Source organism: Knoellia sp. B-D-2 (genome assembly GCF_057714695.1).
The window spans coordinates 501413-515691 of the sequence record NZ_CM173189.1; the positions used below are offsets into that span (position 1 = coordinate 501413).

Annotated in this window: 14 protein-coding genes; 3 read left to right on the forward strand and 11 right to left on the reverse strand. The window is 71.9% G+C overall.

Annotated elements, in window-relative coordinates; all coding sequences use genetic code 11:
- Positions 1 to 45: 45 nt before the first annotated feature.
- The 3 genes from atpB to AC3EU2_RS02375 all read right to left on the reverse strand — a co-directional run bounded on the left by atpB (position 46) and on the right by AC3EU2_RS02375 (position 1653).
- On the reverse strand, positions 46 to 861 hold the full coding sequence (gene atpB / locus AC3EU2_RS02365) for a F0F1 ATP synthase subunit A (protein WP_488178144.1): 816 nt from the start codon (positions 859 to 861) through the stop codon (positions 46 to 48).
- A gap of 85 nt (positions 862 to 946) precedes the next feature.
- Entirely contained in the window at positions 947 to 1222 is a 276-nt protein-coding gene (locus AC3EU2_RS02370) for a hypothetical protein (RefSeq protein WP_488178145.1), read from the reverse strand.
- A complete protein-coding gene (locus tag AC3EU2_RS02375) occupies positions 1219 to 1653 on the reverse strand; it encodes a hypothetical protein (RefSeq protein WP_488178146.1) in 435 nt (144 codons plus the stop codon). Before AC3EU2_RS02375 ends, AC3EU2_RS02370 begins: the two co-directional genes overlap by 4 nt.
- Before the next feature lie 125 nt (positions 1654 to 1778).
- Between AC3EU2_RS02375 and AC3EU2_RS02380 the strand changes: the two genes are divergently transcribed.
- Complete coding sequence (locus tag AC3EU2_RS02380) at positions 1779 to 3173, forward strand: sugar transferase (RefSeq protein ID WP_488178148.1); 1395 nt, start codon at positions 1779 to 1781, stop codon at positions 3171 to 3173.
- Positions 3174 to 3229: 56 nt separating this feature from the next.
- Here AC3EU2_RS02380 and AC3EU2_RS02385 read toward each other — a convergent pair whose 3' ends face one another.
- From AC3EU2_RS02385 to rpmE, 5 genes are all read right to left on the reverse strand, one after another.
- Positions 3230 to 4504 carry a serine hydroxymethyltransferase gene (locus tag AC3EU2_RS02385; RefSeq protein ID WP_488178149.1) on the reverse strand — a complete coding sequence of 425 codons (1275 nt, stop codon included), beginning with the start codon at positions 4502 to 4504 and terminating at the stop codon, positions 3230 to 3232.
- Positions 4497 to 5195, reverse strand: coding sequence for an L-threonylcarbamoyladenylate synthase (locus tag AC3EU2_RS02390; protein ID WP_488178150.1), 699 nt, complete (start codon positions 5193 to 5195; stop codon positions 4497 to 4499). Before AC3EU2_RS02390 ends, AC3EU2_RS02385 begins: the two co-directional genes overlap by 8 nt.
- Before the next feature lie 321 nt (positions 5196 to 5516).
- The gene (prmC, locus tag AC3EU2_RS02395; protein ID WP_488178151.1) at positions 5517 to 6374 is read right to left on the reverse strand and encodes a peptide chain release factor N(5)-glutamine methyltransferase; all 858 of its coding nucleotides are present in this window, start codon (positions 6372 to 6374) and stop codon (positions 5517 to 5519) included.
- Entirely contained in the window at positions 6371 to 7453 is a 1083-nt protein-coding gene (gene prfA / locus AC3EU2_RS02400; RefSeq protein WP_488178152.1) for a peptide chain release factor 1, read from the reverse strand. Before prfA ends, prmC begins: the two co-directional genes overlap by 4 nt.
- Before the next feature lie 102 nt (positions 7454 to 7555).
- Complete coding sequence (gene rpmE / locus AC3EU2_RS02405; RefSeq protein ID WP_488178153.1) at positions 7556 to 7771, reverse strand: 50S ribosomal protein L31; 216 nt, start codon at positions 7769 to 7771, stop codon at positions 7556 to 7558.
- A 312-nt stretch (positions 7772 to 8083) separates the two neighbouring features.
- Between rpmE and AC3EU2_RS02410 the strand changes: the two genes are divergently transcribed.
- Positions 8084 to 9022 (forward strand): hypothetical protein, encoded by a 939-nt coding sequence (locus tag AC3EU2_RS02410; RefSeq protein ID WP_488178154.1) that lies wholly within the window; start codon positions 8084 to 8086, stop codon positions 9020 to 9022.
- Between the two features lie 79 nt (positions 9023 to 9101).
- On the opposite strand, the gene AC3EU2_RS02415 is transcribed toward AC3EU2_RS02410, so the two are convergent.
- Entirely contained in the window at positions 9102 to 10289 is a 1188-nt protein-coding gene (locus AC3EU2_RS02415; RefSeq protein ID WP_488178155.1) for a trans-sulfuration enzyme family protein, read from the reverse strand.
- A 112-nt stretch (positions 10290 to 10401) separates the two neighbouring features.
- On the opposite strand from AC3EU2_RS02415, the gene AC3EU2_RS02420 reads away from it, so the two are divergent.
- Positions 10402 to 10905: an Lrp/AsnC family transcriptional regulator gene (locus AC3EU2_RS02420; RefSeq protein ID WP_488178156.1), complete on the forward strand. Its 504-nt coding sequence runs from the start codon at positions 10402 to 10404 to the stop codon at positions 10903 to 10905.
- Between the two features lie 90 nt (positions 10906 to 10995).
- Here AC3EU2_RS02420 and rho read toward each other — a convergent pair whose 3' ends face one another.
- Positions 10996 to 13053 carry a transcription termination factor Rho gene (rho, locus tag AC3EU2_RS02425; RefSeq protein ID WP_488178157.1) on the reverse strand — a complete coding sequence of 686 codons (2058 nt, stop codon included), beginning with the start codon at positions 13051 to 13053 and terminating at the stop codon, positions 10996 to 10998.
- A gap of 296 nt (positions 13054 to 13349) precedes the next feature.
- On the reverse strand, positions 13350 to 14252 hold the full coding sequence (gene thrB / locus AC3EU2_RS02430) for a homoserine kinase (protein ID WP_488178158.1): 903 nt from the start codon (positions 14250 to 14252) through the stop codon (positions 13350 to 13352).
- Positions 14253 to 14279 lie beyond the last annotated feature (27 nt).

Here is a 14279-nt window from a genome sequence, read left to right on the forward strand (position 1 = left end):
GGTGGGGCTATGGAGTTGTCGTCGTGCAGTCTGGGGGAAGACGACTCAGTGGTCGTCGGCGAGCGCGCCCGCGATGTAGCTGGCGGCGAGCAGGGTGAAGACGTAGGCCTGGAGGAACTGGACCAGGGCCTCGAAGACGAACATGGCCGCGGCCATGACGAACGTCGGCACCGAGAGCAGCTTGAAGGCGATGCCCTCGGTGAGGAAGAAGGCGCCCGCACTGACGAAGAGCACGATGAGCATGTGTCCGGCGAACATGTTGCCGAAGAGTCGCAGGGCCAGCGTCAGCGGGCGGGTGATGAAGTAGGTGATGAACTCGAGGACGAAGATCGCCGGCTTGATCCACCCGGGCAGGCCCGGCGGGACGAGGTGCTTGAAGTAGCCCCCGACACCCATCTTCTTGATGCCGATCCAGTGGTAGACGACGTAGACGACGAGCGTCAGCGCGATCGGGAAGCCGATGCGACCGAACGTCGGGTTCATCACGGGCGGCAGGATGCCGAACCAGTTGTTGATGAGGATCAGCGAGAAGAGGCTGAAGAGCAGGGGGACGAACTTGAGGAAGTGCTTGGTCCCGATCATGTCGCGGGCGATGCCGTTGCGCGCGAGGTTGTAGAAGTTCTCCATGAAGAACTGACCCTTGGACGGGACGATCGCGGCCTTCTTGGAGAGGGCGACCATGACGACGCTCAGCAGGACGACGGAGACGCCACCCCAGACCATCTGCTCGGTGATCGCCCAGTCCCCTTCACCGATGAGGGGGAGCCAGAAGATGTCGGGGGTCGGGGTCTCGAACCCCTCGCCGCCCTCGGCGGCGCCGACGGCGGTCGTGGTCCCTGCAGCAAGCGCAGTCAGGATCACAGGTGGTTCTCCTCGTTCATGGTGGTGGCGGCACCCTGCAATCGCGGCTCAGTCCGGAACCGCTTGCAGCCGATGGTCAGGGGCGTCACGACGTACCGTACCGGAGCCAGATGGTGTACAGCGACAAGGCCATCCCGCCCAAAATGCCCACGACCACGAGAAACCCCGTGCCGAGGAGCGCGTCCAGGCCCCACCCGATCGCGCCGAAGACGGCGGGTCCGGTGAGGAGGTACGCGATGACAGTGGCGCCCAGGGCGTCGGCCCGCGCGGTGGCGCTGGGCAGCTCGGGGTCGTCGTGCCACGTCGAGAACGGCTCGTGCCCCTCGACGCCCTTGGGCAGCTTGCGGTCGTCGTCGCTCATGCGGCCGCTCCCCCGTCGAGCGAGCCCGGGTGGATCTCGTGACGGGCGCGCACGTAGCCGACGACCTGGCCGACCTGCATGAGGAGCGTCTGCCCGACGGCCGACAGCGCGAAGGCGCGGCCGTCGAGCCAGTCGACACCCCGCAGGACGAGGACGACGGTGACGATGAGGATGAGCTGACCGAGGTAGACGACCCCAGCGCCGGCCATGGAGGTCGCGGCCGGGCCGAGGACGACGGCGGTGATGCCGAGCAGTCCGACGACGAGGATGACGAAGACGGTCGCGGCACCCGCGAGGGCGGACAGCGCGGCGTGCTCGCCGGCATACGCCCAGAAGACCGCCGCGAGTACGGGAAGGGCGACCATCCCGGGGACGAGGGCACCTCGCAGCATCATCCGGACCGGGGTCCGTGGCGCGGGGTGCGGGGTCACTGGGCTCTCTCCGTCGAGGGTCGTTCCGGGCTTGTGAAAACTATCACAAGCGCTGTGGCGAGGCCAACCTGCCGAGCCCGAGGGCGTCCCGGAGACGCGGGCAGACGCCCAATACACTCACCGGCATGAGACAGCGGCTCCTCGTCGGCATGGCCTGCGCAGACGCCGCCCTTCTCGTCGTCGCCTTCGTCGTCGCGGCGGTGTGGCGCTTCGGCGGGCACCCGTTCAGCGACGCGGTCGTCGTGCAGACCCAGGCCCGCGGCCTCATGGAGATCCTCCTCATCACTCTCGTCAGCTCCCTGCTCGGCAGTGCGCTCGTCATCGCCGTCATGCCGCCGGGGCCACCGCGACCGACCTACAGCCGTGGCGCGCTCGGGGCACTCTTCGCCTTCTTCGCCATCACCGCGGTCATCGTCCTCGTGCGTCCGTACTACTCGCGGCCCCATCTCTTCACGACCCTGGCGATCTGGCTCGGCCTTGTCCTGCTGCTGCGGGCCCTGCTCCGGCTGCGGCCGTGGACCGAGCGTCTCCTCGTCGTGACCCACTCGGCCGCCATCGTCCGCGCGCTCGACGAGACGCCCCACATCACCGTCGTGGGCGTCATCGACCCCGAGGCCACCGGTCCGCTGTCCGCCCCTCCCCCGGAGACGATCCTCGCGGTCGACCTCAGCGCAGCGTGGTCGCGCGAGGTCACCCGCTACGTCTCCGCCACCTCCGTGGCCGGTCGCGAGGTGCGGGCCCTGGGCGACGTCTACGAGCGGCACACGGGCCGCGTCCCGCTCGGCCACCTGTCCGAGGGCTGGGAGGTCGAGACCTCGCTGCTGCGCAAGCTGCCGTTCCTGCCGTTCAAGTACGCCGTCGACCTCGTCCTCGTCGTCCTCACCATGCCCCTGTGGATGCCCGTCGTCGCCGCCACCGCCGTCCTCGTCCGGGTCGTCGACGGGAGCCCGGTGATCTTCCGCCAGGTCCGGGTCGGCCGCCGCGGGGAGCTCGTCGAGCTCTTCAAGTTCCGCACGATGCGCGCCGACGCCGAGGCCCAGGGGGCCCGACAGGCCACCGGCGACGACCCGCGCATCACGCCGCTCGGGCGCTTCCTGCGCAGCGTGCGGCTCGACGAGCTGCCGCAGTTCTTCAACGTCCTGCGCGGCGAGCTCTCGCTCATCGGCCCCCGCCCCGAGCAGGTGGGCTTCGTCGAGAAGTACCGCGAGGCGATCCCCTTCTACGACCAGCGCCACCTCGTCCGCCCGGGCATCACCGGCTGGGCCCAGGTGCGCCACGGGTACGCCGCGTCGGAGGAGGAGACCATCGAGAAGCTCTCCTACGACTTCTACTACCTCAAGCACATGTCGCCGCTGCTCGACCTCGAGGTGCTCGCGCGCAGCGTCTGGACCGTCGTCTCGGCGTCCGGCACCAAGCCGCGGGCGCGGCCGTCGGTCGAGGAGGCCGCGGCGCTGGAGCTCGAGGCGGCCGAGCAGGCCGCCGACGACCGGCGCACCCGTCAGGGCCGCACGCCCGGCTGACGCCGAGCGCCCCGGAACCGTTTTCCGGGGACGGCGGGAAACGGTTCCGGGATCGGTCAGCGGGCGTATGCCGGGAAGCGCGTCACGAGGTCGGTCACCTCGGCGCGGACCGCCTTCGACACCGCGTGCTCGGGGTCGGCGTCGCCCTCGACCACCGCGCGGGCGATGAGGCCGGCGATGCGGCGCATCTCGTCCTCGCCCATCCCCTGCGTCGTGACGCACGGGGTGCCGACGCGGATGCCGCTGGCCACGCTGGGCTTCTTCGGGTCGAAGGGGATGGCGTTCTTGTTGAGGGTGATCCCGGCGGCGTCGCAGCGGGCCTCGGCGTCGGCGCCGGTGACGTCGACCGGCTGGAGGTCGTGCAGCGACAGGTGGGTGTCGGTGCCACCGGTGGTCGGGCGGATGCCCTGCTCGCCGAGGGTCTCGGCGAGGACCTTGGCGTTCGCGACGACCTGGGCCGCGTAGGCCTGGTACTCCGGGGTCGCGCACTCCTTGAAGTTCGTCGCCTTGGCCGCGATCGTGTGCATCTGCGGGCCGCCCTGCATCATCGGGAAGACGGCCTTGTCGATGGCCGCTCGGTGCTCCTCGGTGCAGACGATGGCGCCGCTGCGCGGGCCGCGCAGGACCTTGTGGGTCGTGAAGCTCACGACGTCGGCGTGGGGCACCGGGCTGGGGATCGCCTTGCCGGCGACGAGACCGATGAAGTGGGCGGCGTCGACCCAGAAGATCGCGCCCACCTCGTCGGCGACGCGGCGGAAGAACTCGAAGTCGATGAGGCGCGGGATGGCCGACCCCCCGGCGAGGATGACCTTCGGCCGGTGCTCCTTGGCCAGGCGCTCGACCTCGGCGTAGTCGATGTCCTCGGTCTTCTTGTCGACGCCGTAGTGGACGGCGTTGAACCACTTGCCCGAGAACGAGACCTTGCTGCCGTGGGTGAGGTGGCCGCCGTGCGGAAGGCTCATCGCGAGGAGGGTCTCGCCCGGCTTCATGAAGGCGCCGTAGACGGCCTGGTTGGCGCTGGCGCCGGAGTGCGGCTGGACGTTGGCGTGGTCGGCGCCGAAGAGTGCCTTGGCCCGGTCGATCGCCAGGGTCTCGGCCTTGTCGACCTCGGAGCACCCGCCGTAGTAGCGGCGCCCGGGGTAGCCCTCCGCGTACTTGTTGGACAGGGTCGAGCCGAGCGAGGTGAGCACGGCCGGCGACGACATGTTCTCGCTGGCGATGAGCTGCAGGCCGCCGCGGAGGCGGTCGAGCTCGGAGACGAGCACTCCCGCGATCTCGGGGTCGAAGGACTCGAGGGCGTCGAAGTCCGAACCATAGAACGTGTCACTCATCGTTGCTCTCCTCCGAAACGGGTGCAGGCTGGCCTGGCTGGTCTGTCGGCAACTCTAGGTGTTCGGCCGCGAGGACCAGGATCTCGTCGCCGTCGATCGCTCCGTGGCGGAGGATGACCGGCTCGGTGTGGGTGCAGTCGACGATCGTCGAGGGCAGGCCGCCGGTGACCGGACCGCCGTCGAGGTAGAACTGCACCGACGGGCCGAGCTGGGTGGCCGCGTCGACGACGGTCCTCGACGCCGGGTGGCCGGTGCGGTTGGCGCTGCTCACGGCCATCGGCCCGACCTCGCGCAGGAGCTCGAGGGCGATGTCGTGGTCGGGCATGCGCACCGCGACGGTGCCGCCGGTGTCACCGAGGTCCCACATGAGCGACGGCTGCGCCTTGAGGACGAGGGTGAGCGGGCCCGGCCAGTAGCGCTCGATGAGGGCTCGGGCGTAGTCGGGGACGTCGGTGGCCAGCCCGTCGACCGTGCGCACCTCGGCGACGAGCACCGGCGGCGGCATCTCGCGGCCGCGGCCCTTGGCGTCGAGGAGTCGCTGGACCGCGTCGGGGGTGAACGCGTCCGCGCCGATGCCGTAGAGGGTGTCGGTGGGCAGGACGACGAGGTCGCCGTGCCGCACGCCGGCAGTCGCCTTGGCGATGCCGTCGCGGCGCCCCTCGGGGGTGGTGCAGTCGAAGACCGGACTCATGGGGTCAGCCTAGGACCGGGGCCGACCGGCCCACCCACAGGGGACGGGCGGGCGGACCCGCCTGCGCCCCCGCCGAAAATCGGGCCACCGGGTTCGCGCATTTGCGCTCTCGCAGTGAATAGGGTCAGTGGCGTTCGCCCCTCGTCTTTCCCGAACGGAGGTGCAAGGCATGCGTGGTTCCGGACTCATCTGGACGGTCGTCGGTGTTCTTCTGATCATCGCCCTGCTCATCTACATCCTCTGACGCGACCGACGACGCCGCGGCCCCCACTCCACACAAGGGTGGGGGCCGCTGCGTGTGTGGCGGAAGGCGCGGCTCGGTCAGGCCCGGACGGCGACGGTCGCCCGCGGGCGGCCGGCGAGGTCGCGGCGGTCCTCGACGCTCGACCACGAGCCGGTGGCGCTCAGGGCCCGGGGCAGCGACTCGCCCTGGCTGTCAGCGTGCTCCATGACGAGCACCCCGCCGGGCCGCAGGAGCCCGGCGGCGCGGGCGGCGACGAGCCGCGGGATCGCGAGCCCGTCCTCGCTGCCGCCGTAGAGGGCCACGTGCGGGTCGTGGTCGCGTACCTCGGGGTCGACCGGCTCGGCGGTCGTGGGGATGTAGGGCGGGTTCGAGACCACGACGTCGACGTCCCCGAGCTCCGGGAGGGCGGTCACCGCGTCGCCGTGCACGATCTCGACGTCGAGCCCCAGGCGGTCCCGGTTGCTCGTCGCCCACGCCACCGCGAGCTCGCTGACCTCGACCGCGTGCACCCGGGCCTGCGGCACCTCGGCCTTGACCGAGAAGGCGATGGCCCCCGACCCCGAGCAGAGGTCGACGACGACGGGCTCGTCGACACCGGCCTCGAGGCAGGCGCGGGCCGCGTCGACCGCCCAGCCGGCGACGACCTCGGTCTCCGGTCGCGGGACGAAGACGCCGGGCCCCACCTCGAGCTCGAGGGCGCGGAACCACGTCCTGCCGGTGAGGTGCTGGAGCGGGACGCGAGCGGCGCGCTCGGCGACGAGGCCGGCATACGCCTCGGGTACGGGAGCACCGAGGACCATGAGCCGCCGCACCTCACCGGGCTCGACGCCCAGGACGTGCGCGGCGAGCGCGACCGCGTCGTGCTCGGGCGAGGGGACACCGGCGTCGGCGAGGCGGCCGGTGGCCCCCCGGACCGCGTCGCGCAGGTCGCTCATCCGGCACCCTCGCCGAGGGCGGCGAGCTGGGCCGCCTCGTCGGCGGCCATCGCCGACTCGACGACCGCGTCGAGCTCGCCCCCGAGGACCGTCTCGAGGTTGTAGGCCTTGAAGCCGGTGCGGTGGTCGCTGAGCCGGTTCTCGGGGAAGTTGTAGGTGCGGATCCGCTCGCTCCGGTCGACCGTGCGCACCTGGCTGGCGCGGACCCCGGCGGCGGCCTCGGCAGCCGCGTCGCTGGCGATCTGGTGAAGCCGGGCGCGCAGGACACGCATCGCGGCCTCGCGGTTCTGGAGCTGGGACTTCTCGTTCTGGCAGGACACGACGGTCCCCGTCGGCAGGTGGGTGATCCGCACCGCCGAGTCGGTCGTGTTGACGCTCTGGCCGCCGGGGCCGGAGGATCGAAAGACGTCGATCCGCAGGTCGTTGGCGTGGATCTCGACCTCGACCTCCTCGACCTCGGGCATGACCCAGACACCCGCGGCGCTCGTGTGGATCCGGCCCTGCGTCTCCGTGACCGGCACGCGCTGGACCCGGTGGACGCCGCCCTCGTACTTCAGCCTCGCCCAGGGCCCCTCGCCCGGCTGGGGCGTCCGCTTGGCCTTGACGCTCACCTGGACGTCCTTGTAGCCGCCGAGGTCGGTCTCGGTGGCGTCGAGGACCTCGGTGCGCCAACCGCGCTGCTCGGCGTAGCGCAGGTACATGCGGAGCAGGTCGCCGGCGAACAGCGCCGACTCCTCGCCGCCCTCCCCCGCCTTGACCTCGAGGATGACGTCGCGGTCGTCGTCTGGGTCGCGCGGGATGAGCAGGCGCCGGAGCCGGTCCTCGGCCTCGGAGGCCGCCGCCTCGAGCGCCGGGACCTCGGCCGCGAAGCCGGCGTCGTCGGCGCCCAGCTCGCGCGCAGTCTCGAGGTCACCGGTGACCGCCTGCCACTGCGCGTATGCCGTCACCGTCGGTCCCAGCGCGACGTACCGCTTGTTGAGCTCGCGCAGCTGGTCGGGGTCGGAGGCGACGGCGGGGTCGCCCATGGCGCGCTCGAGCTCGGCGTGCTCCTGCGCGAGGGCCGCGGCGGACTCGAACATCGGGTGTCCTCTCGGGACGGTGCAGTGGGGTCAGGCCCTTGGAAACACGAATGCGCCGACCCGGACCCCTTGCGGGATCGACGGGTCGGCGCATTGGGAGTGCTACGCGTCGGCCTTCTTGCCGTAGCGCGCCTGGAAGCGGGCCACGCGACCACCGGTGTCGAGGATCTTCTGCTTGCCGGTGTAGAACGGGTGGCACTGGCTGCAGACCTCGGCGTGGATCTGGCCGCTCTCGGCCGTGCTGCGGGTGGTGAACGTCGCGCCACAGGTGCAGGTGACCGTGGTCTCGGCGTAGCTCGGGTGGATGTCCTTCTTCACGATGTCTTCTCCTTGGAGGTATCCGGGTCGGCGGGCCCATCACGATGATGCAGACCCGGTAGCGCCCCGCCTGCGCTCGCTCGTGGGGGCGAGAGCTCAGGAAACGCGTTCGTGCCGTGAACCGGTCCAGCGAACAAGTGTGCCAGAGCAGGCACACGATCCCCTAAACGGCGAGGACGCCCTCGTTCATTCCCGGTCGAGGCCCGTGAGTGTGCTGCCGAGCGCGCGACATGGCGCGCGTCTGGCAGCACACCGGTCCGCGCCTGTGGATGACGAGCGGTCGCACCCGAGCGCGGGATGCACGCTGGGTCGATGGAAGGGCCCCGTCACCGTCTGCCCCGCGCGGAGCGGACTCGCCGCGCCCTCGAGATCGCAGGACTGCATGCGGGGCTGGCGCACCGGCGCGACCTGCTCCCCGCCGGAGTCACTCGAGCGGACGTCCGCACCGAAGTCTCGGCCGGACGCTGGGCGACGGCGGGACGCCACACCGTCTCCGTCACGGCCGGCCTCCCGCTGAGCGGGGAGGCGCTGCTGTGGCAGGCCGTCTGGGAGTGCGGCTCCGGCGCCGTGCTGGATGGAGCGAGCGCCCTGGTCGCGGGCGGGCTCACCGGGTTCTCGCCCGACCGCATCGACGTGGCCGTCCCAGCGAACCATCGGATCCACCGACTCGACGGTGTCCGGGTGCATCGTCGTCGCGTGATCGGACCCACCCGGGGCGCGGGCATCCCCCGAGCCACTCCGGAGTCGGCTGCCCTGCGAGCGGCCGAGTGGGCCAGGTCGGACCGGGCCGCAGTCCTCGTCCTCTGCCTCGTGGTGCAGCAGCGACTCGTGCAGCCGGCCCGTCTGCTCGAGGCCTGGAACGACGCGCCTCGGCGCGGCCGGTGGCGGCTGCTGGACGTGTCGATCCCGGACATCTGCGACGGCGTCCAGTCACTCGGTGAGCTCGACTTCACGGGACTGTGCCGCGCGCACCACCTGCCTCCACCCTCGAGGCAGGTGGTGCGCCGTGGGCCACGGGGTCGGATCTACCTCGATGCCGCCTGGGAGGACATCGGCCTCGTCGTCGAGGTCGACGGCGGACACCACCTGTTGGCCCTCGCTCCCATCGACGACGCGCTGAGACAGAACGACGTCACGCTGAGCGGCGACGTGGTGCTGCGCATCCCGGTGCTGGGACTGAGGCTCACCCCTGACTCGTTCATGGACCAGGTCGTCCGGGCCCACGCCCTTCTGACGGCTCGCGCCGCCTGATCCGCACCGCAGCCACCGTGTGCTGCTGGACGCGCGACATGCCGCGCGCTGGGCAGCACACCGCGCTGGTGCTGGCTCGTCAGGGGAGGTTGGCCATCGCCTTGTCGAGGTCGGCGATGACGTCGTCGACCGACTCGAGGCCGAGCGAGAGCCGGATGAGGTCGGCGTCCGGGCGCGCGTCCGCGGCGACGATGCGGTGGGTGAGGCTCGCCGGGTGCTGGACGAGGCTGTCGACACCGCCCAGCGAGACGGCGTGGGTGACGAGCTCGAGGTGCGCGATGAGGGCTGACGCCGCGGCGTACCCGCCGACGAGCCGGACGCCGACGATCGCCCCCGGGCCGGCCATCTGGGTCCCGACGAGCCCTTGGGCGTCGCAGCCGGGCAGGCTCGGGTGGTGCACGCGCGAGACCTCCGTGCGCTCGGCGAGCCACGCCGCGACGGTCGTCGCCGCGGACTGCTGGGCCCGCACCCGCACGTGGATCGTCTGCAGGCCCCGGTGCAGCTCGTACGCGGCCACGGGGTGCAGGACGGCACCGGTGATGGCCCGGACCTGGCGAAGCCGCGCCGTCCACGCATGTCCCGCGGCGACCACCCCTCCCATGACGTCGCCGTGGCCACCCATGAACTTCGTGGCCGAGTGCAGCACCATCGAGGCGCCGTGGCGGGCTGGCTGCTGCAGCACCGGGGTCGCGAAGGTGTTGTCGACCACGACCGGCACCTCACCTGCCCGGGCGACGACGGCAGCGATGTCGACGAGGTCGAGCGACGGGTTCGCCGGGGTCTCGAGCAGGACGAGGCCGGTGTCGGGGCGGATCGCGTCGCCGACCGACTCGGGACTCGCCCACGTCACCTCCGTGCCGAGCAGTCCCGAGGCGAGCAGGTGGTCGGACCCGCCGTAGAGCGGCCGGACGGCGACGACGTGCGGCGTGCCCCCGGCGACCGCCGCGAGCAGCACGGCGGTGAGCGCGGCCATCCCACTGGCGAACGCCACCGCGGAGTCGGTGCCCTCGAGGGCGGCGACGGCCCGCTCGAAGCGGTCGGTCCCGGGGTTCCACAGCCGCTGGTAGACGAGGGTCGCCCCGTCGTCGGGGCGCTCCCCCGACGCCAGCGTGTCGTACGCGGCGCCGCCCGCCTCGATCGACGGCAACGGGTACGTCGTCGACAGGTCGATCGGCGGCACGTGCAGCCTGAGGGCGGCGAGGTCCTCGCGCCCCGCGTGGACGGCGGTGGTCGCGAGGTCGGGCCCGGGCACGGGATACGTCGTCATGCCACTCATCGTCCGCAGGATCCGCCACTCAACACCAGAGTCCCGTCGATCACCCTCATCAGAAACGGGAACGACACGGAACCAGCGGCCGAGAGGTGGGTACGGTGAGGCCGTGCCGAAGAATCCCCACCCCCTCACCCCGGGCCCCGCGCCCACCACGCCACCCCTGCTCGACGAGGTGGACCGTGCCCTCGTCCAGGCGCTCGTCGAGGACGGCCGCGTCTCCAACGCCGCGCTCGCGCGCCGGCTCGGCATCGCCGAGTCGACCTGCGTCGGCCGGGTCCGGGCCCTGCGCGAGCGGGGGGTCGTCACCGGCGTCCATGCCGCCGTCGACCACGGACTCCTGGGCCGGCCGTTGCAGGCGGTCGTCGCCATCCGCCTCGCGGGTCACGACCGCGCGCAGGTCGAGGCGTTCGGGGACGAGATGGCATCGTTGCCCGGGGTCCTCGCGGCGTTCAACATCAGCGGGGCCGACGACTTCCTCGTCCACGTCAGCGCCCAGTCACCCGATCAGCTCCGGGACTTCGTGCTCGACAACATCGCGAGCCGCCCCGGGGTGTCGCACGTCCAGACCTCGCTCGTCTTCCGCGCCCACCCCGGACGCGTCGTCGTGTGACGGTTAGGCGCGCGGACGGCATACCCCCGTATGCCGCGAGGCGGCCTCCCGGGTCGGGAGGCCGCCTCGTGGACGGAGGGTGACGGGCGCTCAGCCCCTGGAGCTGTCGTCCTCGTCCTCGAGCCGGTTCGAGCTGGTCTGCTGGACCTGCTTGAGGAACTCGTAGTTGGTCTTGCTCTTGCGGAGCCGGTCGAGCAGCAGCTCGATCGCCTGCTGGCTGTCCAGGCCCGAAAGGACCCGACGCAGCTTCCACATGATCTTCAGCTCCTCGGGCGCGAGGAGGATCTCCTCGCGACGGGTGCCGGAGTTGTTGATGTCGACCGCCGGGAAGATGCGACGGTTGGACAGGCCCCGGTCGAGCTTGAGCTCCATGTTGCCGGTGCCCTTGAACTCCTCGAAGATCACCTCGTCCATCCGCGAGCCGGTCTCGACGAGAGCCGTCGCGAGGATCGTCAGCGAACCGCCGTCCTCGATGTTGCGCGCGGCGCCGAAGAACTTCTTCGGCGGGTAGAGCGCGGCCGAGTCGACACCTCCCGAGAGGATGCGACCGCTCGCCGGGGCGGAGAGGTTGTAGGCGCGACCGAGCTTGGTGATCGAGTCGAGCAGGACGACGACGTCGTGGCCCATCTCGACCAGACGCTTCGCCCGCTCGATCGACAGCTCGGCGACCGTGGTGTGGTCCTCGGCGGGACGGTCGAAGGTCGAGGCGATGACCTCACCCTTGACCGCGCGCTGCATGTCGGTGACCTCTTCGGGCCGCTCGTCGACGAGGACGACCATGAGGTGGACCTCGGGGTTGTTCGTCGTGATCGCGTTGGCGAGGGCCTGCATGACCATCGTCTTGCCGGCCTTCGCCGGGGCGACGATGAGCCCGCGCTGGCCCTTGCCGATCGGCGCGACGAGGTCGATGATCCGGGTCGTGAGGATGCCCGGCTCGGTCTCGAGGCGCAGGCGGTCCTGCGGGTAGAGCGGCGTGAGCTTGCCGAAGTCGGCGCGCTTGCGGGACTCGTCGGGGCTGAGGCCGTTGATCGTGTCGAGGTGTGCCAGCGGCGTGTACTTCGCCCGGGTGTTGCGCGTCCCGACGGTCTGCTGCTGCGCGTCCTCGCCCTCGCGCGGCGCCTTGGTCGCGCCGACGACGGCGTCACCCTTGCGCAGGTTGTAGCGCTTGACGATGCCCAGCGGCACGTAGACGTCGTTGGTGCCCGGGAGGTAGCCCGAGGTCCGGATGAAGGCGTAGTTGTCGAGGATGTCGAGGATCCCGGCCACGGGCACGAGGACGTCGTCCTCGGCGAGCTGCGGCTCGTTCTCGGTGTCGCCCTGTCGCTCGTCGCCCGGGGCCCCGCCGCGGCGCTTGTCCCGGTTGCGGTTGCGGTTGCGGCGACGGCGACCACTGCGGCCACCCTCGTCGTCGTCGTCCGGCCCGTTCTGCTGGCCCTGCGCCGGGGCGCCCTGGCTGCCCTGGGCGGCGCGGTCGGTGCCGCGGTCGCCGCTGTCGTCGGCGCGGCCCGAGCGGTCGTTCTGGTCGCTGCGGTCGGCACGCTCGTTGCGGTCGGCGCGCTCGGTGCGGTCCGCCCGGTCACTCGTGCGCTCGGGGCGGTCCTCGCTGCGCTCGCCGCGGTTGCTCGTGCGCTCTCCCCGGTCACCGCGGTCGGAGCGGTCAGTGCTGCGCTCCTCGCGGTCCTGGCTGCGCTGGCGCGGCTCGTGCTGCTCGCGGGTCGACGGGCGGGTGGACTCGTGCTGCTCGCGCTCGTCCTCCCGGGACTGCGTGGTCGCAGGGGTCCGCTCGGTGCGCTCGGTGCGCTCGGGACGCTCGACGCGGGCGGCCAGCTCGACGCGGGGCGCGGCCGGCTCCACGTCGGCAGCGGGCTCGGCGACCTGCGGGGCCCCCTGGCCCGAGGACGCGGCCCGACGCTGGCGCGGCGGGCGCTGCGCCGGTGCGGGCTCGGTGGCGACGGGCCCGCTGTCGCCGTTCTGGCGGGACTTGATGGCGGCGACGAGGTCGCCCTTGCGCATCTTGGCGGTACCGGAGATGCCCATGCTCGACGCGAGCCCCTGGAGCTCGGCGAGGCGCATGGCCGTCAACGAACCCGATCGGCGCGGGCTCTGCCCGGATGCCGAGGACGCGTCAAGGGTGGTGGTGTCTGTCACGAAGGATCCTTCCCCTCGTCAGTGGGCCCGCGCCCGCTCGGGGCGGGGCCGAAAATGGGTGTCAGGGACCTGACGGATTGATCCACGGGTGGCGAGGTCAGCGCGAGGCTGCACCGATCGACCGGCCCAATGTGGTGGATGCATGTCGCGGTAGGCATCGGGGGGGCAGAACGCTCCCCCGCCATCAACTTCGACCGCAGCATCAGGGTAACACCTGTCCCGCGGCCTCACGTGGGACGCGCGGCAGGACGTTCGGGTCGGTTCACCTGCGGTGATGCCGGGTCACGACCGCCGTGTCACGGCGCGTCCGACACCGCGAGCTCGACCCCACGATCCGGTATGCCGGGTCGCCGCACCCGCCACACCGCACCGCCGGCGGCGCTCACCTCGTCCGCCGTCCCCCGGGTGGCGAGAACGAGGACGGAGGGTCCGGCCCCGGAGATGACGGCCGCGTGGCCGGCCGCCCGGAGCTCGTCGACGAGCGCCATCGACGCGGGGTACGACGCGCGCCGTGGCTCCTGGTGCAGCCACTCGCGAGTGCCGTCGAGCAGGTGCTCCGGCGCCCGGGTGACCGCGTGGACGAGGAGGGCCGCCCGGGCGGAGTTGGCCGCGGCGTCGGACAGCCGCACCTGGGCCGGCAGCACGGCCCGCGCGGTCGCGGTCGAGAGCTGGACTTCCGGGGTGAACACGACGGGGACGACCTCCGGGTGCGGGTCCAGCCGCAGCGTCGTCGTCCCGCGCTCGGGGTCGTCGGACCACGAGAGGGTGACCCCGCCGTGGACACTGGCCGACGAGTTGTCGGGGTGGCCCTCGAGCCGCGCCGCGAGGTCGTTGACCGGGGTGAGGTCGATGCCCTCGACGGGCCGGCCGTCACGCAGGGCGCGCAGCGCGTGCGCGAGGGCGACGCCCGTGACGATGGCCGTCGCGGACGACCCGAGACCGCGCCCGTGCGGGACCTCGTTGTCGCACTCGAGCCGGAGACCGGGCGGGGGCTTCTCGCCGAGCTCCTCGAAGGCGTGGACCAGGCTGCGGTGGACGAGGTGCGTGGCGTCGGTCGGCACCGAGCCCGCTCCCTCCCCGGACACGGTGATCTCGAGACCGTCGTCGGCCAGCACCGTTGCGCGACAACGGTCCCAGAGACCGAGGGCCACACCGACGGAGTCGAAGCCCGGTCCGAGGTTGGCGCTGCTGGCCGGCACTCGCACGGTCACCCCGGCGCCCGGCTG

What these genes read in the sequence shown, in the direction of transcription:
- AC3EU2_RS02390 (WP_488178150.1), bottom strand. Translation starts at nt 5,195, where the DNA reads ATGAGTCCGGTCTTCGACTGCACCACCCCCGAGGGGCGCCGCGACGGC.
- AC3EU2_RS02410 (WP_488178154.1), top strand. Translation starts at nt 8,084, where the DNA reads ATGGAAGGGCCCCGTCACCGTCTGCCCCGCGCGGAGCGGACTCGCCGC.
- AC3EU2_RS02380 (WP_488178148.1), top strand. Translation starts at nt 1,779, where the DNA reads ATGAGACAGCGGCTCCTCGTCGGCATGGCCTGCGCAGACGCCGCCCTT.
- AC3EU2_RS02415 (WP_488178155.1), bottom strand. Translation starts at nt 10,289, where the DNA reads ATGACGACGTATCCCGTGCCCGGGCCCGACCTCGCGACCACCGCCGTC.
- prmC (WP_488178151.1), bottom strand. Translation starts at nt 6,374, where the DNA reads ATGAGCGACCTGCGCGACGCGGTCCGGGGGGCCACCGGCCGCCTCGCC.
- AC3EU2_RS02370 (WP_488178145.1), bottom strand. Translation starts at nt 1,222, where the DNA reads ATGAGCGACGACGACCGCAAGCTGCCCAAGGGCGTCGAGGGGCACGAG.
- prfA (WP_488178152.1), bottom strand. Translation starts at nt 7,453, where the DNA reads ATGTTCGAGTCCGCCGCGGCCCTCGCGCAGGAGCACGCCGAGCTCGAG.
- AC3EU2_RS02385 (WP_488178149.1), bottom strand. Translation starts at nt 4,504, where the DNA reads ATGAGTGACACGTTCTATGGTTCGGACTTCGACGCCCTCGAGTCCTTC.